This window comes from Rufibacter radiotolerans (assembly GCF_001078055.1).
GTDB classification, from domain to species: Bacteria; Bacteroidota; Bacteroidia; order Cytophagales; family Hymenobacteraceae; genus Nibribacter; species Nibribacter radiotolerans.
This window is the reverse complement of sequence record NZ_CP010777.1, coordinates 1839684-1858001: the sequence shown is the minus strand read 5'-3', so window position 1 is coordinate 1858001 and position 18318 is coordinate 1839684. Positions and strand designations below refer to the sequence as shown.

At 49.6% G+C, this 18318-nt stretch carries 12 protein-coding genes; 6 read left to right on the top strand and 6 right to left on the bottom strand.

The window, feature by feature from the left end:
• Positions 1–47: 47 nt before the first annotated feature.
• Positions 48–1091: a nucleoid-associated protein gene (locus tag TH63_RS07740; RefSeq protein ID WP_076606619.1), complete on the bottom strand. Its 1044-nt coding sequence runs from the start codon at positions 1089–1091 to the stop codon at positions 48–50.
• 402 nt (positions 1092–1493) lie between these two features.
• Between TH63_RS07740 and TH63_RS07735 the strand changes: the two genes are divergently transcribed.
• Together TH63_RS07735 and TH63_RS07730 are read left to right on the top strand one after the other, a co-directional pair.
• Entirely contained in the window at positions 1494–2168 is a 675-nt protein-coding gene (locus TH63_RS07735; protein WP_197088654.1) for a TIGR02117 family protein, read from the top strand.
• 7 nt (positions 2169–2175) lie between these two features.
• Positions 2176–3489, top strand: a complete 1314-nt coding sequence (locus tag TH63_RS07730) for a S41 family peptidase (protein ID WP_082161592.1) — start codon at positions 2176–2178, stop codon at positions 3487–3489.
• Between the two features lie 533 nt (positions 3490–4022).
• On the opposite strand, the gene TH63_RS07725 is transcribed toward TH63_RS07730, so the two are convergent.
• The gene (locus TH63_RS07725; RefSeq protein ID WP_048920446.1) at positions 4023–4874 is read right to left on the bottom strand and encodes a cyanophycinase; all 852 of its coding nucleotides are present in this window, start codon (positions 4872–4874) and stop codon (positions 4023–4025) included.
• Positions 4875–5087: 213 nt separating this feature from the next.
• Here TH63_RS07725 and TH63_RS07720 point away from each other — a divergent pair, with 213 nt between their 5' ends.
• Genes TH63_RS07720 through TH63_RS07710 form a run of 3 tightly spaced genes read left to right on the top strand, consistent with a single transcriptional unit; the run spans position 5088 to position 11806 of the window.
• Positions 5088–9482, top strand: a complete 4395-nt coding sequence (locus TH63_RS07720) for a CusA/CzcA family heavy metal efflux RND transporter (RefSeq protein ID WP_048920445.1) — start codon at positions 5088–5090, stop codon at positions 9480–9482.
• Positions 9483–9486: 4 nt separating this feature from the next.
• Positions 9487–10653, top strand: coding sequence for an efflux RND transporter periplasmic adaptor subunit (locus tag TH63_RS07715; RefSeq protein ID WP_048920444.1), 1167 nt, complete (start codon positions 9487–9489; stop codon positions 10651–10653).
• A gap of 28 nt (positions 10654–10681) precedes the next feature.
• A complete protein-coding gene (locus TH63_RS07710) occupies positions 10682–11806 on the top strand; it encodes a VIT1/CCC1 transporter family protein (protein ID WP_048920443.1) in 1125 nt (374 codons plus the stop codon).
• A gap of 123 nt (positions 11807–11929) precedes the next feature.
• Here TH63_RS07710 and TH63_RS07705 read toward each other — a convergent pair whose 3' ends face one another.
• The 4 genes from TH63_RS07705 to gyrA all read right to left on the bottom strand — a co-directional run bounded on the left by TH63_RS07705 (position 11930) and on the right by gyrA (position 16948).
• Positions 11930–12475, bottom strand: a complete 546-nt coding sequence (locus TH63_RS07705; protein ID WP_076606440.1) for a DUF4136 domain-containing protein — start codon at positions 12473–12475, stop codon at positions 11930–11932.
• Between the two features lie 95 nt (positions 12476–12570).
• Positions 12571–12951: a methylglyoxal synthase gene (locus TH63_RS07700; RefSeq protein WP_048920441.1), complete on the bottom strand. Its 381-nt coding sequence runs from the start codon at positions 12949–12951 to the stop codon at positions 12571–12573.
• A gap of 207 nt (positions 12952–13158) precedes the next feature.
• Positions 13159–14316 (bottom strand): tetratricopeptide repeat protein, encoded by a 1158-nt coding sequence (locus TH63_RS07695; protein ID WP_076606439.1) that lies wholly within the window; start codon positions 14314–14316, stop codon positions 13159–13161.
• Positions 14317–14380: 64 nt separating this feature from the next.
• Positions 14381–16948 (bottom strand): DNA gyrase subunit A, encoded by a 2568-nt coding sequence (gene gyrA / locus TH63_RS07690; RefSeq protein WP_048920439.1) that lies wholly within the window; start codon positions 16946–16948, stop codon positions 14381–14383.
• 456 nt (positions 16949–17404) lie between these two features.
• Between gyrA and TH63_RS07685 the strand changes: the two genes are divergently transcribed.
• A complete protein-coding gene (locus tag TH63_RS07685) occupies positions 17405–18175 on the top strand; it encodes a hypothetical protein (protein ID WP_048920438.1) in 771 nt (256 codons plus the stop codon).
• Positions 18176–18318: the final 143 nt, after the last annotated feature.

The following is an 18318-nucleotide window of genomic DNA, read 5'->3' as shown; positions in this document are numbered from 1 at the left end:
GCGGGCGTTTTTGCGTTGTTTTCAGAAAAACGGGCTTAAAACGAAAACTATACTTCCTCTTCCTCAAAGTATAGTTTATAATACTTGCGGCCGTCTTCGTCCACGCCTTTTTCTATCATGTCTTTATTGCCATGAATGTATACATGGAAGTTCTTGTCCAGCTTGAGCACGCTTTTGAACACCCTTGACTGTTTCTTAACGGCCTGCGGCGAAATATCAAAGCTGTCTTCTAATTCAATGTCATAGTTCTGGCGGTACTCCCCGTCAAAATTCCGGAATGACTCAATCAGGTCGGGTTGCCCAAAGACCTCGGTCTCAAACTCCTCTTTGTCAAAGGTCTCGTGTTTGTTGAAGTACTCCACCGACCGGTTTAATAGCACAATCTGATCCGTGTTTTCTACCTCAAACTCCTCGGTCATGCGCTCAGAGATAAACTCCTTGGTCATGTTGAGCAGGTGGTTGGTCTGGTGGAATTCATTGCTGATCTGGGTAAGGCCCAGGAAATTCGCGCGCCAGTATTGGGCTTCTTCGCCGCGGTTCTGGTTGTCAATGATGGCTACAATAAAGCCCTCGTCCGGACGGGTATTGAAAATGATGCAGCCTTTGTCAAATTTGTTGCTGTCAATGCCCTCCAGGTAGGAGATGGCAAAGTCGCGGTTTTTGCGCTGCACGTCAAAGTAGCCGCTTTTCACCTCGGTTTTAAAGATCCCCACGGCTTCCACTACGCGTTCTTCAATCTCGCAGTTAATAAAATGGCACACGTACAGTTCGCCGGGCTTAATCTTGGGGTGGCTGGAGCTTTCAAACAGGTGGCGGGCAATGTTGCGGCTGTTCTCATGAAAGTTCTCCTTATCGGCGAAGATGTTCTCGGCGTAGCTGTACACTTCATTAAACTGCAGCGAGGAAGCATGGGTGAATTTGAAACGCTCGTGCGCCTGCGCGAATTTGGTAAGAAAGAACTTTTCCAGCCTTTCGATTAGACCATCCCCAGGGGAGACGGGGTTCTCTGACAGCGTGAGTTTTTGCTCCAGCCCTTTGTTGCCCACGTGGTGAATGGAAAGCTGGGTAAGCGAAGCGGTATCAAATTTCATGGTGTTGTCCAGAGTAGTAAGTACAGGAAACTGTTGGGGTAAATGGCCTGGCAAAGGCTGCAAAAATAAGAATTCTGAACTGCATTCAACGGCTATGTTTTCTGTTGGGTTAAATTCATTTGGGAAAAAGGTAACGGACCCGCAGAACGAAGAAGGAGGGAGGAAACGCTTTTTAAGCTCCTTGCCAGCCTAACCGTTTTAGGCATGTTTTTAGGAAAACGGGGTTAAAACAGAAAGGGGAGGACCTTACGGCCAAAATTTATTTCTATTTAATGGCAGGTTTGCCGTACTTGTTACAAAAGGGGAGGATTTTTATTGCCGTTTATGGCCTGTTTTTCTTAAAACGAGTAAAAACCAGGTAATTTCTTTTTCCTTGTAGCAAACTTTATAACTCTTCCATTCTTGAAATTAGCGCTCCACATTGTGGGCTACGGCTTTATGGTCCTGGTCCTTTTGGTTTTAATATATTTTGTTTTTGCCTTTGTCTTGTCCAGAATGAGTGTGGCGCAGGAGCCTGAAACCAAAAAAGAGATTTCCATTTATATTCTCACCAATGGGGTGCACACAGATCTGGTAGTACCGGTTAAGAGCAATGTCATTGATTGGACTAAATATGTTAAGTACAGCCACACCAAAGGCAATGATACCACCGCCCGGTACCTGGGTTTTGGGTGGGGAGACAAGGGCTTTTATCTGGAAACACCCACCTGGGCAGATTTAAAGGTTAGTACCGCGTTTGAGGCCATGACCGGTCTAAGCTCTTCGGCCATACATGCCACCTTTATGCACGCCATGGTGGAGAATGACGCCTGCAAGAGAATTGACATAAGTCAGGAGCAATATGAGCGGTTGGCTAAGTTTATTATAGCCCGGTTTGACCTAGATGCCCGCGGGGACTCAAGGCACATTGTGACAAATGCCAATTACGGAATGGATGATGCTTTTTATGAGGCCAAAGGGAGCTACAATCTGTTTTACACCTGCAACACGTGGGCCAATGCCGGCTTGAAAGCCTGTGGTCAGAAAGCCGCCATCTGGACACCTTTTTACCAGGGTATCTTTTACCACTACAAATAACCCTCAAATGAAGTTTTTGTCTGTATTTGTTCTTGGGCTGCTTTCTGTAATGACGGTTTGGGCTCAGCCAAATGCGCCCAAAGTAACCAGGTCTTTCCCAGCTTCCGGCGCGACAGATGTAGACACTACACTTACTCAGATTACCATTGAGTTTGATAAGGACATGACCTCTGGAGTCTCTTTTCCTGGCACCAGCATGGCCTCGGTAGACATTATAGACAAACCCTTCTGGCCAACCACCAGGAAAGTGATTATTCCCGTGAAATTGAAAGGGGGAAGGTTGTATATACTACGCATGAACGGGGAGAGCAGTAACAAATTCCAGAGTGCAGGCGGCATGCCTTTGCCCGCCACCCAATTGGTGTTTCATACCCAAAGCAGGAAGAATGAATTAAACCAAAAAGCCAACGCAACGGCTTTTCAGGAATTCAAAGCTTATTTTCTACAGCGGTATGTGCCCCTTAGTAAAAATGGCTATAACTGGGAGGCAGCCTTAAATTCCTTGGAGCCGGAAATTATCCGACAGAAGACTACCGGCGGTTTTGCCACCAAACTGATTCATGGCTTAGCTCCGGCAGATGATCTGGACGTATGGGTACGCCTGGGCAAAACCTTGTTTGTTACCAAGCCGCCAACCTTTAAAATCACCAACTATAACTTTGAGGCGGTTAATGCCCAGCTCCAGAATTTGACAACCAGTCCTAGAAGACTTGTGGTGGCGGGTACGGTACAAGACAACATTGGCTATATCAGGATCAATACCTGGAACAAAACCCAAGCAGTTGACATTGCCTTTGCCACCGCCAAATTAAAAGCCTTGCAGCATTTGCCGTACCTGATCCTAGATGTGCGGGGAAACCCGGGCGGTGATGATCTGTTAGCCCAGCAGTTTGCCCGCCATTTTGTAAATAAACCGGTGGCTTATGAAAAGGTGCTACTGTTTGATGAAGCCCATAAGACATTTACCAAAGAGATCACAAGGGTTCTGGAGCCCGCTAAAGATTTCTTGTATAAAAGTAAAGTAGTGGTCTTAATGGGCCCGCAAAACGCCGGCAGCTGCGAATCCTTTTTATTGATGATGCAAAACTCTCTGAATGCGCAACTAATTGGCCAGCGGTCTGCGGGAAGCAATGGCAACCCGGTGGAATTTAAGTTATCAAATGGCGTAGGCCTGTTCCTGCCATCCGGGAAATCATTTAATAAGGCTGGACAATCTTTAGACAAAGGCATTACGCCAGATGTAGAACTTTCAGCATTGCCAGAAGCATATCTGAACGAGGATCCATTGTTTGAAAAAGCTAAGGTGTTAGTTAAACAATAAGACTTTGCTGATTATGCATGGGTCTAAATACTACTTAACATATAATAAGGTATAAGGCTATTTAAAATAATCCTCTATAAAAGTCTTATAATTTATATTATGTAAAGTAGTACTTCAAACCACTTCCTTATGTTTAGAATTTCCTCTCAAATACCAGGTAATCGCTTCCTCTAACAATATTACTAGGGTTTGCAAAGCTAGCATCCTTTTGTAAGTATGTAGAAATTATAAGGCTTACAAATAGTATCCTTTTTGCTGCAGCCTTAATTGGAGACCACTATTGTTCTCATCTATTTGCTGCTCTCACAACTGTGCCTTTTATCCATCTTTTTTTATCTATCATACTAAAAAAATTTCCGTGACCTGACGGGTAAACCCATTCCCAAAACTTCTGGCAGTTGGCCACGGTCTACTGGCGGTAACAGGTTTCTTGCTACTTTTGGTTTTCGCTTTCCAGAATAACCACTAGAAAGTCCCTATCCTGCATTCAGCAAAATTCCTGTGGGAAATGCCTCTACCAGGGCTTGACAGGCTTACATGAACTCCCCGGTGGCCATATTATAGCGTCTTCCTTTGGGTAGTACGTGCATGACCAGATGTTCCAGGCACAGGGCTTCCCCTTCCTTCACCCCGCCATAGTTGTTTTCCTCCAGTTGTCGGCCGTCAATGACTATGACCAGGCCAGAACCTATGGTTTCAATATATTGGTTCTCTGTCACCAGAATTCCGGTGTCTTCCCCCAGGCCAATGCCCAGGTGTAACGGATTACTGGCAATGGCTTCTATTAGGCGCGGAATGCGGCGGCGGTTTACAAAGTGTGTGTCTACTACAATCTCGTTTAACAAACCCATCCCTTTATCTAACGTCACCATCCCTTTAACCAGGGCATTTTGTTCCCAGGACCCTTTGATCATGACCTGAGACAGGGCCATGGCGCCCGCACTGGTCCCCGATATCAAAAACTTTTCCTCCTGCGCATACCTTTTCTTAAGGACTTTCAGGGCTTCTGAGCCATTAAAGGCCGTTGTGATTCTGCTTTGATCGCCGCCAGTAAACATAACGCCATGCGCAGCGGAAAACCTGTGCAGGTTTTGGGGGTCATTTGCTTCTTGTATAGATTTTATGTGGAGCACCCCCACGTTGTCGCACCCTAAACGGAGAAAAGCCTCTTGGTACACCTTTCCTATCTCTTCCGGAATTAACGAGGCGGTGGTGACCACTTCTATGCGGGAGCCTAGCCCATGGAGTTCGTCATGGATACGCTTCAAGATTCCATAGTCAAAGAACCTTAACTGGTGTTGCGCTTGCACCTCGGTTGGGGCAGGAACAGTTCCTTTGTCTTCGTTCCCTCCTATGGCTATTATTTTTCCTTTAGGTACCTCCATGACGGCTTATTTAGACGATTTATTTTTTGACGTCCCCGGTTCAACGTAGGGGAAAATCCCTTTGCATTTCTAGCATTATACATGGGTATTTACTGGTTTTATTCGTATTAAAGATTAGAATTGTTTAAGTAAAAGGAGCATTAAATGCCCCTTTATTAACTATCCGTTCCAGCTTGGTCCAGGTATCAGGACCCAAAAGGCAAGAAAAGGGTCATGCTAAACAAGATCATTTCCTTCTCTATCCAAAATAAGCTCATCATTGGCCTGATGGTGATTGTATTGGTAGTGGTAGGCTCTTATAACGTGACCCTCCTGCCCATTGACGCCGTCCCAGACATTACCAACAACCAGGTGCAGGTCATCACCGTGGCTCCTTCGCTGGGTGCCCCGGACATTGAACGGCTGGTCACCTTTCCGGTGGAACAGGCCAACAGCAACATTCCCGGAATTAAGGAGATAAGGAGTTTTTCGCGTTTCGGGCTCTCCCTGGTTACCATCGTTTTTGGAGACGGGGTTGATGTATACTGGGCCCGGCAGCAGGTAGCCGAACGGTTGCAGACGGTCGCTTCGCAAATTCCGCAAGGCGTGGGGCAGCCGGAACTGGGCCCCGTGACCACTGGCCTGGGCGAAATCTACCAGTATGTGGTCCGCCCCAAACCAGGGTATGAAAACCAGTATGGCGCCATGGAACTGCGCACCATCCAGGATTGGATTGTCCGGAGGCAGTTGCTGGGCGTGCCAGGCGTGGCAGATGTCAGCAGCTTTGGGGGTTTCCTGAAGCAGTACCAGATTGAGGTGAACCCGCTCCGGCTTAAATCCTATGGATTATCCATTGCCGATGTATTTACTGCGCTGGAGCAAAACAACCAAAATACCGGGGGCTCTTACATAGACAAAGGAGACGCCGTACTTTTTATCAGGAGCGAAGGTTTGGTGGGTTCTCTGGAAGATATTGAAAATATTGCCCTGGGCCAAACCTCCAACGGCTCTCCCCTGCTGGTGCGTGACGTGGCCGAAGTAACCTATGGGCATGCCACCCGCTTTGGGGCCATGACCTACAATGACAAAGGCGAGGTTGCGGGCGCCGTGGTCATGATGCTAAAGGGTGCCAACAGCAACCAGGTCATCAAGGAAGTTAAAACGCGCATTGAACAAATCAAAAAGTCGTTGCCCGAAGGCGTGGTGATTGAAGCGTTCCTGGACCGGACCAAGATGGTGAATAACGCCATAAGCACCGTAGAGCGCAACCTGCTGGAAGGGGCGCTAATTGTAGTGTTCGTTCTGGTTTTGTTCCTGGGCAACTTTCGGGCGGGCTTACTGGTGGCCTCAGTGATCCCGCTCTCCATGCTGTTTGCCATCACAATGATGAACACGTTTGGCGTCAGTGGCAACCTGATGAGCCTGGGCGCCCTGGATTTCGGGCTGATTGTGGACGGGGCCGTCATTATAGTAGAGGCCGTGCTGCACACGTTTGCCTATAACAAGCGCTTTGCCACCACCATCCACCTGTCCCAGCAAAACATGGACGACACGGTGCAGAAAGCTGCCAGCCGCATGATGAACAGCGCCATCTTCGGGCAGATCATTATTCTCATAGTGTACCTGCCTATTCTTACGCTGCAGGGCATTGAAGGTAAAATGTTCAGACCCATGGCCCAAACGGTATCCTTTGCCCTGGTAGGTGCCGCCCTCCTGTCCATTACCTATGTGCCAATGATGAGCGCGGTGTTTTTAAGTAAGAAAATCACGCATACCCCTACCTTCTCTGACCGGATGATGGCCCGCCTGGAAAACTTCTACCAAAAACACCTGCGCCGCGTCATCAACTATCCCAAAACGGTGGTGGCCAGTGCTTTTCTTCTTTTTGCCGGGGCCGTTTGGGTGCTCATGTCCTTGGGCGGGGAGTTTATCCCGGCGCTGGAGGAAGGCGACTTCGCGGTAGATACCCGGGTACTGACCGGCAGTAACCTTAACACCACCATTAAAGCCACGCAGCAAGCCTCTGGTATATTGCTGGACCGTTTCCCGGAAGTAGAGAAAATAGTTACCAAAATAGGCTCCGGCGAGATCCCCACCGACCCCATGCCTATTGAGGCCAGTGATATGATGGTCATCCTGAAACCCAAAAAAGAATGGTCCTCTGCTTCTTCCTTTAATGAATTAGCGGAGAAAATGGGCGAGGCCATGCAGGAGGTGCCAGGCATCACAGCTGGTTTCCAGTACCCGGTGCAAATGCGTTTCAATGAATTGATGACCGGTGCTCGCCAGGATGTGGTGTGTAAAATCTACGGTGAAGACTTGGACACCTTAGCTCATTATGCCCAGCGGCTGGGACAGATAGCGGCTACGGTGCAAGGCGCCAAAGACATGTACGTGGAGACTGTCACCGGTATGCCCCAGATAGTGATCAAGTACAACCACGCCGCCATTGCCCAGCACGGAGCCACCATTTCAAACATCAACCAGGCCGTGAACACCGCCTTTGCAGGGGTAAGTACGGGGCTGGTGTTTGAGGGCGAAAGAAGGTTTGACCTGGTGGTGCGCCTGCAGGGGGAACTGCGCCAAAACATAAACGACGTGCAGAACCTTCTGGTCCCCACGCAAGACGGCCAGCAGATTCCGCTGTACCTGGTAGCTGAGGTCAAGCTGGAGGAAGGCCCTTACCAGATTCAGCGGGAAGACGCCAAACGGCGCATAATGGTAGGGTTTAACGTACGGGACCGCGATGTGCAGAGCCTGGTAGCGGAATTGCAGCAAAAGGTACAGCAGCAATTAAACCTCCCTCCTGCCTATTACGTGGTGTACGGCGGCGCTTTTGAGAATCTGGAGGCGGCCCGCAAACGGCTGTCCGTGGCGGTCCCGGTCTCGCTGGCGCTTATTTTCCTTCTCTTGTATTTCGCGTTCAGGTCTTTCCGGTACGGGCTGCTTATCTTTTCGGCCATTCCCCTGTCTGCTATTGGTGGAGTATTTGGCCTATGGCTCAGGGATATGCCCTTCAGTATTTCAGCGGGGGTAGGTTTTATCGCTTTGTTTGGGGTAGCGGTTCTAAACGGCATTGTCATGATAGCAGAGTTCAACCGCCTGCGCAAAAAAGCGGGCAAACCCATGACGCTCCAGGAAATCGTGCTGGAAGGCACGCACTCCCGCCTTCGCCCAGTTTTGATGACGGCCAGCGTGGCTTCTCTCGGGTTCCTGCCTATGGCGCTTAGCGCGGGCGCCGGGGCCGAGGTGCAACGCCCTTTGGCCACTGTGGTGATTGGCGGGTTGGTGGTGGCTACGCTTCTTACACTCTTCGTGTTACCCTCCCTGTATATTCTGTTTGAGAAAGCCGTCTACCATGATGAGCACCCAGGCCAGGAAGAGACAGGCTCTACTCCTGCTCCCGCCCTTGTACTTTTACTACTTGCCTTTCTTTTACCCGCGGTAGCGGCTGCGCAACAACCTATAACCCTGGACAACGCGGTGGCCAAGGCACTGCAGCAAAACCTGCGGTTGCAGAACGACCGGCTGCACGCCTCTTCTTTGCAGAAACTACAGGGTACCGCCTGGGACCTTCCTTCCACCACGGTCAACGGCGAATATGGCCAGATCAACAGCGCTTACAAAGACACCCGTTTTGGAATCACCCAAAGCATGAAGTTGCCGGCAGTGTACACTACACAGAAAAACCTTCTTAAACAGGAATGGCAGCAGGGCAATGCCCAAAGTGAGGTAACGGCCTATGAATTGGAATGGCAGGTAACTAAGGTCTTTTATGAGATGCTATACTCCCGGGAAAAACAGCGACTACTTCTACGAACCGACAGTTTGTATGCCTCTTTTCTGCGCAACGCCGAGCTTCGGTTTGCCAAAGGGGCCAGCAACATCCTAGAGAAAAACACCGCCCAAACACAGCACGGACAAGTGAGTTTGCACGTAAAACAAGTACAGCAAGAGATGGTCAGCCTGCAGCAGCAGTTTCAGGATCTTCTACAGACAGATACCGTGTTTGTGCCAGCGGTCCACCCTCTGAAGATTGCTTTTCCCCCGGTGCGTGATTCACTTTCCGTCAGGCAGCACCCCTACCTGAAACTGCTGCAGCAACAACAGGAAGTTAGCAAAGCCAGAACCAGGGCCGAAAAAAACAGGCTCCTCCCCGACCTTCTGGCCGGGTACAATAACCAAAGCATAAAGGGAAACCAGACCGTAGACGGAGTGGAAAAGAATTACAGTTCAGCAGACCGGTTCTCCTCGGTTCAGGTAGGAGTTGGGCTGCCTCTATTTTCCTGGGCGCAGAAATCCAGAATCCAGGCCGCCAGAATCCAGGAGCAGATCGCTGAGAACTCCGTAGTGGCGGTCACCTTTGCCCTGGAGGCCCAACTCAAGAAGGCACGGGAGCAGTTTCTGTTAGCCGAAGAGGCGCTGACTTATTTTGAGAAATCGGCTTTGCCGAATGCTGCCACCATTATCTCCTCTGCCAATGACCTGTTCAGGAACGGGGAGATTGATTACCTGGAATGGGTGTTGCTCACTAACCAGGCCATCACTATCCAAACCAATTACCTCGAGGCGGTGAGAAGTTACAACCAGATTACTTTAGACATTAAAGCCCTAACCGGCAGAAGATAAGCCCATGAAAAGAACCGTCTATTTCTTAATCTCTGTTCTAGGCGGGCTGCTGCTGGGCTGCAGCTCTGAGCCTGCGTCAGAACCCAGTACGGCAGAAGCAGAGAAAGAGCAGGTGACCAATCTGGTGCAGCTCACGCCCGCGCAATTACGCAATGGCAACGTAAAGACAGGAAAGGCGCAGCTTAAAACCATTGGCACGGCCCTGCAGGTAAATGGGGTCATGGAGGCGCCGCCCCAAAGCCTTGTCTCCGTGAGTGTGCCGCTGGGCGGATATATCAAGAAAACGACCCTTTTACCCGGTATGCACCTTAAAAAAGGGCAGCTCATGGCCGAACTGGAAGACCAGGCCTACATACAACTGCAGCAGGATTACCTCACCGCCAAGGCCCGCCTGTATTACCTGGAAAAAGAATACGCCCGCCAGCGCGACCTTAACCAAAGCAAAGCCACCAGCGACAAAGTTTACCAGCAAACCGTTTCGGAGTATAAAAGCCAGCGGGTGTTGCAGCAGGCCCTGGCAGAAAAACTACGCATGGTGGGTTTAAACCCCAGCCGCCTGACAGAGCAAAACCTCTCCCGCCGGCTCAGGCTGTATTCCCCCATTGACGGGTACGTGACCAAGGTAAACGTGAACCAGGGGAAATATGTGGTCCCCTCTGATATTCTCTTTGAATTGGTCAATCCCAAAGACCTACACCTGATGCTGACGGTCTTCGAAAAAGATTTAGGTAAGCTGCAGATAGGGCAACAGGTAATGGCCTACCAGACCAGTCAGCCGGAGAAGAAGCACCCTGCCAAAATCATCTACATTGGCAAAGACGTGGCCCAGGACCGGGCCATTGAAGTGCACTGCCATCTGGAGAAGGATGACCCTTCCCTGGTGCCTGGCATGTTTATGACCGCCGAAATAGAATTACAAAGCCATGAAGCCTACACCTTGCCAGAAGATGCCATTGTGCGCTTCGGTAACAAGCAGTTTGTGTTTACCGTCCGTGACACTGGCGTCTTTGAGATGGTGGAGGCTCAGACCGGGAACTCAGAGCACGGATTCACGGCCTTGCTTCCCTCCCCGGGCCTTCCCTCCCCGGGCCTTAACCCCGAAAGCCAGACCTATGTCACCAAGGGCGCCTATTCCCTGCTCATGAAACTAAAGAACAAAGAGGAAGAATAGCTTTTATTCGCAATTTAAAACTCCTGTTATGAATCCAGTACCCGCCAGAAAATACACAGACAGCCTGCAAACCGAAGTAGACGCTTCCTACCTGTACGGGCGCATTGCGGCTGCCGAGGAAGTGCCGGCCATTGCCCGTTTGTTTCAGGAATTAGGGGAAATTGAGCAGGAACACGCCGAAAAGATGCAGCAAAGGCTGAAGCAAGACGGGCATGATATTTCTTTGCCGCCCCCCTCCTGGCGGGCCCGGGTGCTGGACCGGCTTGGTAAAATCCTGGGGTACGGCTACGTGATTGGCGTGCTCATGGACACCGAGAAAAGCATAGCCGTGGCGCAACTTTCGCTAAAAGAGAAAAGCAATATTGCGCCTTCCGGCGATGAAGTCAACCACGTCAGGATCCTACAAACCCTGCTAAACAATAAAAGCAAGGTGACGGGCGAGCACATTTCCCGCATAGAAGGCAAGCATCGGAGCATTGGCGGAAACGCTTTACGGGCGGCCGTATTAGGTGCCAATGATGGGCTGGTGTCCAACATGAGCCTGGTGATGGGCGTAGCCGGTGCCACCAACGGCGGCAGCGGCGTCTTGCTGGCGGGTTTGGCGGGGCTTCTGGCCGGGGCCTTGTCCATGGCCTTGGGCGAATGGATATCCGTAAAAAGCTCGCAGGAGCTATATGAACGGCAAATGGCCCTGGAAATGCTGGAGATAGAAACCAACCCCGAAGGGGAACTGCGCGAGTTGGCCCTCATCTATATTGCCAAGGGATTACCTGAGGAGCAGGCCCACCAGATGGCTGCCACCGCCATGTCTGACCCCAAGCGGGCGCATGATATTCTGGTGAAAGAGGAACTAGGTATCAACAGAGATGAATTGGAAGGCTCGGCCTGGGAAGCCGCCATTGCCTCTTTCCTGCTATTTGCGGTTGGCGCGGTGCTGCCGGTAATACCTTTTTTCTATACTTCTGGTAACAGCGCCATTATCCAGAGCCTGGTCTTCAGTACGCTGGGGTTGTTTATTATTGGAGCGGCCATTACGCTGTTTACGGGCAAAAGTGTCTGGTATTCCGGTGCCCGGCAGGTGCTGTTTGGGCTGGCAGCGGCCGCCATCACCTTTTTCATAGGGAAATGGATCGGGGTTTCCCTCGCCGGATAAGCTTGCATAATGCTTGATGGAAGGCTCATGGAAAATGAAGCTATGAAGGAGATACAGAATCTTTTTCCTAAAGACTTGTTTCTGTTTTGGGCCTGTTTTAATGAAAACAGGCCCAAAAAAGAACTACTTTATTCTCTTAAATAAAGCGGCCACTCCTTCCTTAATTCTTTCCTCGGAGGAGGCCGGCTTCTTCGGGATAACGGTCTCGGCTTCCCCTTGCCATCCTAATTCATTGTTCCGCCGGTCTACCAGGTGCAGGGAAATGGTGCCTTCTTTGTACTGGCCTACCTTTACTTCCTGGCTTTTCCAGGAGTAGCGGCGCTGGCCCAGGTAATAGGGCGCATCACGGCCGAAGATAGTTTCCCGGGTTTGGTCTTTCTCTACTATCACCATCCCCAGGTTCACCCAAACGTCTGGTTCCTGCGGACTTTTTACCAAACCTCGGGCAGTCAAGTGCTGTTCCACCTCTTTTTTCAGGATCTTCATATCCAGGATACTCTCCTGGCTCAGGGTATCTTTGGCACCGTTATCTTCAGGGTAAAAGTCAAAGGTCTTATAGGAAGCTAGGGAAAACTGTTCAGCCGCTTCCTGTTTCACTACCCGCACCGATTGGCAAGCAACACCCAGAAAAAGGAGCCCTAAACACATCATCAGCCTCAGTCTTACCATGGGTTTATTTTTTAAAGGTTTACATCCCTTTATATACCCGTTAAGTGAGACAAAGTTCTTTAAAGCTATTGCAGGGCAATCAATCCTAATAAATGCTACTCATTGGCCATTTGGGCTTCTAACCCAAGCACCAGCAGTTTGGCGGTGGATGGGTTGGTGGCCAGGGCTACGTTATGCAGGTCACAGAGGCGAAGCAGCATTTGCACGTCTGGTTCATGGGGATGTTTGCCTAGGGCATCTCTAAAGAAAATAACGGCGTCCAGTTTTCCTTCGGCCACCATGCTGGCAATCTGGGCATCACCACCTTTGGGGCCAGACAGAAGTTTCTTCACTGTAAGGCCGGCCTGCTGTACATACTGTCCCGTGGTGCCGGTGGCAAACAATTTTGAGTTACTGAACAAGGCAGAATGGTCTTTTACAAAAGCCACCATTTCGGCTTTCATGCCATCATGGGCAATCACGGCTATTCGTTTCATCTTTGTCATAGACTTAATTTCTTAACTGGCTAAAACTACAGTTTTATTTAAAAAGCGTGGTATCCTACTTTCCTGTTTTTGGCCTGTTCTTAAGAAAACAGGCCAAAAACAGGAAAGACAGAAAGTCCTTTTTCCCAAAGGAAAAGTAAGGACATAAAAAAAGGGCCTCACAGGAGGCCCTTTTTTTAAAAATAATTCAGCGGTTAACTATAAGGTCTGCAGAATGGCATCCATTCTCTTGGCGTCAGCTGGTCTGTCTAAAGCGGTGTACACTTTCAGGAGAGACTGAACCGTGGTGCGGTCTTTTGGCTGGGCCTTGTGGGCGGCCTCAAAGTAAGGCAACGCTTGAACAAAGAATTTCTTGGCTTCGGCCTGTACGGCTTTCCCGCTTTTCTGGTACTCGGCCAGGCTCATCTTGTTGGCTTTGTTGTTCAGGTTAGCGCCTTTGTTGAAATAGTAAACTCCCAGGTTGTACTGGGCATCAAAGTTAGTAGGGTCTAACTCAGCAGCTTTTTTGTAGGCGGTTAAGGCATCTTCTGGCTTTTTAGTGCGCTCCAGTAAGTTTCCTTTAACGGTGTACAGGTTGGCGTTCTTAGGGTCAGCGGCAATGGCGGCATCCAGTTTGGCAAGGCTTTCCTGCTCTCTGCCCGACTTGATGAACAAATCCAGTTCCTGCAGCATGAAGTCACGGTTATTGGGGTATTTGGCACGGGCCTTTTCCAGAATAGCCATGGTCTCCTTGTCGTTCTTCTCCACGTTAGCAGAGATGTACAGCAATTGGCTGTAAACTGAGGCAGAGGCCAGGTTTTTGTCTACTAATTGGTTGTACAGTTTTTTAGCGGCAGGATAATCCTGGTTTCCGGCAGCGGCATAAGCGGCGTAGATATAAGCCGTAGTATCTTCTGGCTTATAGTTGATGGCCTCCATGTAAGACTTCTGGGCCTCCGCGAACTTCTTGGCATTGTATTGCTCCACCCCTGCGTTCAAGGCTAGGGCATACATGTTGTTCGTCAGGATCTCCTTGCGCTTGTTGGATTCCTCGGTGAACTCCTTTTTCTTGGCATTGGCCTCCAGGGCCGGCACTTTAGAGAAGGCCTCAAACGCCTGTTTGGTCGCTTCCGTCTGGTCCATCAGTTTGCCATAGACGGGGTGATTGGCCATGTCCATGTAGATGACGCCTTTGTAATACCAGGCTTTAGCGTTGTTGGCCGTTTTCTCGTTCACCACCGCTTTGTCAATCTCAGATTTGGCCTTATCTAGTGTACCTTTCTGTTGGTACATAATGGCATTGGTAATAGCAGAAGTCTGGGCGAAGGCCACTTGCATGGAAATTGCCGCTACTGCAGTCAAAAGAAACTTTTTCATTGCTTTCTTTACGTTTGTGGATAGTTGTTTTGTGTAATTAAAAATTTAAGAACCAAGCCGAAGCTTAGTTCTCACTTATGGTTTCCGGGCCAGTTAAATCAGTGGCAGTCTCAGGATCAATCAGGTCTTCCGGGTTCAAGGTTTCATCAAGTGGCAGCTCAGATTCGTTTAAGATGACTTCCGCCTTATCTTCCACTTCAATCTTAGCCACAGAAGAAATCTCGTCGCCTTCGTTTAGCCTCAAAAGCCTTACCCCTTGTGATACCCGTCCAATCACCCGCAGATCTGCCACGCGCAAGCGAATGCTTATGCCAGACTTGTTAATGATCATGAGGTCATCTGTATCAATCACGCCCATGATGGCAACCAGGTGACCGGTTTTCTCGGTTACGTTCAGGGTTTTCACGCCTTTACCGCCCCGGTTGGTAATCCGGTATTCCTCCAGTAATGAACGTTTCCCGAAGCCTTTCTCAGATACTACCAATAAGTTGGTGTCAGGGTTGTGTACACAAACCATACCAACTACTTTGTCGTCTGGTCCGGCTAAGGTGATACCGCGTACCCCGGCCGCAGTACGGCCCATGGTGCGCACTTTCTCCTCTGGGAACCTAACGGCTCTGCCAGACTTCAGGGCAATGATGATATCATTGGCCCCATTGGTCAGTTGCACATCCAGCAAACGGTCACCCTCATTGATAGTGATGGCCTGAATACCTGTGGCTCTTGGTCTGGAATACGCTTCCAGCGGAGTTTTCTTGATAGTGCCTTGCTCAGTGCAGAAGACCAGATAGTTGTTGATTACATAATCTGGGTTCTTTAAGCCATGCACATTGATCACGGCCCGTACCTTGTCATCCTTCTCAATGTTGATCAGGTTCTGGATGGCACGGCCTTTGGTGGTCTTGCCTCCTTCTGGTACCTCGTACACCTTCAGCCAGAACACACGGCCAGACTCGGTGAAGATGAGTAGGTAGTTGTGGGTGCTGGCAATAAACAAGTGTTCTGTAAAGTCATCCTGCTTACCGGCAGCCGCCCCGCGGGAACCTACGCCCCCACGGCTTTGGCTTCTGTACTCAGTGAGCGCAGTACGCTTTACATAGCCTTCATGTGAAATAGTGATCACCATGTTCTCATCTGGGATCATGTCTTCCAGGGAGATGTCACTGGACACCATTTCAATGGCCGTGCGGCGCTCATCACCGTAGCGTTCCCTGATGTCAATCAGTTCCTGCTTAATGATGTTCATGCGCAGGCCTTCGTCGGCGAGAACCTCAGTCAGGTAATCAATCAGCTTCATCAGCTCATCGTACTCTTTCTGGATCTTGTCACGCTCCAGACCGGTCAAACGCTGAAGACGCATCTCCAGAATAGCACGAGCCTGAATGTCTGATAACTGGAACCGTTCAATTAAACCAGTACGGGCAATCTCCGGGTCTCTGGAGGCCCTGATCAGATTGATCACTTCGTCAAGGTTGTCCAGGGCAATGAGTAAGCCTTCCAGGATGTGGGCGCGTTTGCGTGCCTCTTCCAGCTCGTACTGGGTTCTCCGGATCACTACCTCATGGCGGTGCACCACAAAGTGTTTAATCAGGTCCTTGAGGTTAAGGGTCATTGGGCGGCCGCCTACCAGGGCCACGTTGTTCACCCCGAAGGAGGATTGCAGCGCGGTGTACTTGAACAGGTTGTTCAATACCACGTTTGCCACGGCGTCGCGCTTCAGGTCATAGACAATGCGCAGACCGTCGCGGTCAGACTCATCTCTCAGGTCAGAGATGCCTTCAATCTTTTTCTCATTGATCAGGCCGGCGGTTTTTTCAATCATGGCGGCTTTGTTCACCATGTAAGGAATCTCCGTGACAATGATCTGGTCTTTACCGGTCTTGGTGGTTTCAATCACGGCGCGGGCCCGCACAATTACTCGGCCACGGCCGGTTTCAAAGGCGTTCTTTACCCCATCGTATCCGTAAATGATACCTCCGGTAGGGAAATCTGGCGCCGTAATGTATTTCATTAGATCAGCGATGCTGATCTCGGGATCATCAATGTAAGCAATAGTGCCGTTCACAACCTCTGTAAGGTTGTGGGGCGCCATGTTAGTGGCCATACCTACCGCAATACCAGAGGTACCGTTTACCAGCAGGTTAGGAAACTTGGCCGGGAATACGCTGGGTTCTTTAAGAGAGTCGTCAAAGTTAGGGACAAAGTCCACCGTGTTCTTCTCCAGATCAGCCAGCAACTCATCGGCAATCCGCTTCAGGCGGGCCTCTGTGTAACGCATTGCGGCCGGGGAGTCACCGTCAATAGAACCGAAGTTACCCTGGCCGTCTACCAAGGGGTAACGCAGGGACCAAGGCTGGGCCATACGTACCATGGTGTCGTACACAGAGGAGTCACCGTGCGGGTGATACTTACCCAGTACCTCCCCTACAATTCTGGCCGATTTTTTGTATGCTTTGTTATAGGATACTCCCAATTCAGACATTCCATACAACACGCGGCGGTGCACAGGCTTAAGGCCGTCACGCACATCTGGAAGGGCGCGGGAAATAATTACGGACATTGAATAGTCAATGTACGCACCGCGCATCTCGTCTTCTATGTTTATGGGAATTATCCGCTCGTTTTCTGCCATTTTACTTCAATAGAGCTTAAAATTTGTACTTTTTGTAAGCTTGCAATTTACAAATAAAGATAGTGAAATGCTAATTTTTGCGCTTCTTCGGGCTACTCTTTCCTTGCATTTGCTGCTTCATTTCTTTGGAGGGTTTGTCCAGGTTTTCGCCTATCCTGGGGTTTTGTTTTTTATACCAGGGACTGCCTCTGTATTCCCCTTCCCCGTGCCGGTGTACCATGCGGGTTTGGCATGACGGAATGGGACAAGATGGACGGCAGGAAAAGGCCAGGCTTCCCAACAAAATGGCGACAACCGGAACTATACGTTTACTAAATCTGTGTACCATGGCGTGGATTTCTTCTCATTAATTCTGCAAAATAAACTATTTCTGGCCTCAACCCCTTATGTTTTGAGGAATCATTAAATAACCCTACATTAGTAAAGCTTAATTCAATAAAATAGTATACCTACCCTATGCCTTTATTTCCTTCTAAGTCAGTTTTCCTTCTTGCGCTGGGTTTCACCTGCGCTACTGCGGCCTATGCGCAAACAGCCAGTGCTCCGCAGGGATTGGCGGCCCAGATGAACTTGCAGACCCTGAGCTCCAAAGGATCAGATGCCAACGTGCAGATTTTTGACAACCGCTACCAGGGTGTGAAAGGGAGTCCGTACTTTTTGGATTTGTTTGTGGACGGGACCGTGGAAATCAAAAGCGGAAACGCCGGCAAGTCTGAAGTGTACAAGGGCGTACGGTTGAAATATGATGCTTTTTCCAATGCTTTACAGGCGGTGTTACCGGCGTCTAAAGACACGCTTCAGTTTAGCACCACCCCGGTTATTTCTTTTTCGCTGGAAATGCCTACTACCGGCCAACCCCTGGTCTTTAAACGCTTTAAAGAGGCCCAGACCGTAGACCCTAACCTGCGCGAAACCTTCTTTGCCGTACTGCAGGAAAGCACCGACGGTAAGGTGGCCTTGGTGAAAAGAATTGGCAAGAAAAAGATCGACGCCAACTTTAAGGGGCCCTACAGCTCTGGCCAGACCTATGATGAGATAGTGGAAGATATCCAGTATTATGTGGTGGCCAATGGGTCTATGCAGAAGGTGAAACTCAACAAGAAATCTATTGTAGAGGCCCTGCCTAACCAATCTGAAAAACTGAAATCCTACATAGCCAGCCAGAAATTGGCCATGTCTTCTGAAACCGATTTAGTGAAGGTGGTTACCTATTACCAATCTTTATAAATCCTTTCTCCTTGAAGAAGGAAATACAAATAAAAAGCTATCCTGTTTTAAGGCCGTTTTTGTGAAAACAGCCTTAAAACAGGATAGCTTTTTTACGGCAGTCCCGAATTAAATACCGGTAAAAGACCAGATTTGCAGCGGGA

Bases quoted from the DNA above. Each gene is read 5' to 3' on its own strand.
- gyrA (WP_048920439.1), bottom strand. From the start codon at position 16,948: ATGGCAGAAAACGAGCGGATAATTCCCATAAACATAGAAGACGAGATG.
- TH63_RS07705 (WP_076606440.1), bottom strand. From the start codon at position 12,475: ATGGTAAGACTGAGGCTGATGATGTGTTTAGGGCTCCTTTTTCTGGGT.
- TH63_RS07700 (WP_048920441.1), bottom strand. From the start codon at position 12,951: ATGAAACGAATAGCCGTGATTGCCCATGATGGCATGAAAGCCGAAATG.
- TH63_RS07725 (WP_048920446.1), bottom strand. From the start codon at position 4,874: ATGGAGGTACCTAAAGGAAAAATAATAGCCATAGGAGGGAACGAAGAC.
- TH63_RS07685 (WP_048920438.1), top strand. From the start codon at position 17,405: ATGCCTTTATTTCCTTCTAAGTCAGTTTTCCTTCTTGCGCTGGGTTTC.
- TH63_RS07730 (WP_082161592.1), top strand. From the start codon at position 2,176: ATGAAGTTTTTGTCTGTATTTGTTCTTGGGCTGCTTTCTGTAATGACG.
- TH63_RS07695 (WP_076606439.1), bottom strand. From the start codon at position 14,316: ATGAAAAAGTTTCTTTTGACTGCAGTAGCGGCAATTTCCATGCAAGTG.
- TH63_RS07720 (WP_048920445.1), top strand. From the start codon at position 5,088: ATGCTAAACAAGATCATTTCCTTCTCTATCCAAAATAAGCTCATCATT.
- TH63_RS07710 (WP_048920443.1), top strand. From the start codon at position 10,682: ATGAATCCAGTACCCGCCAGAAAATACACAGACAGCCTGCAAACCGAA.
- TH63_RS07740 (WP_076606619.1), bottom strand. From the start codon at position 1,091: ATGAAATTTGATACCGCTTCGCTTACCCAGCTTTCCATTCACCACGTG.
- TH63_RS07715 (WP_048920444.1), top strand. From the start codon at position 9,487: ATGAAAAGAACCGTCTATTTCTTAATCTCTGTTCTAGGCGGGCTGCTG.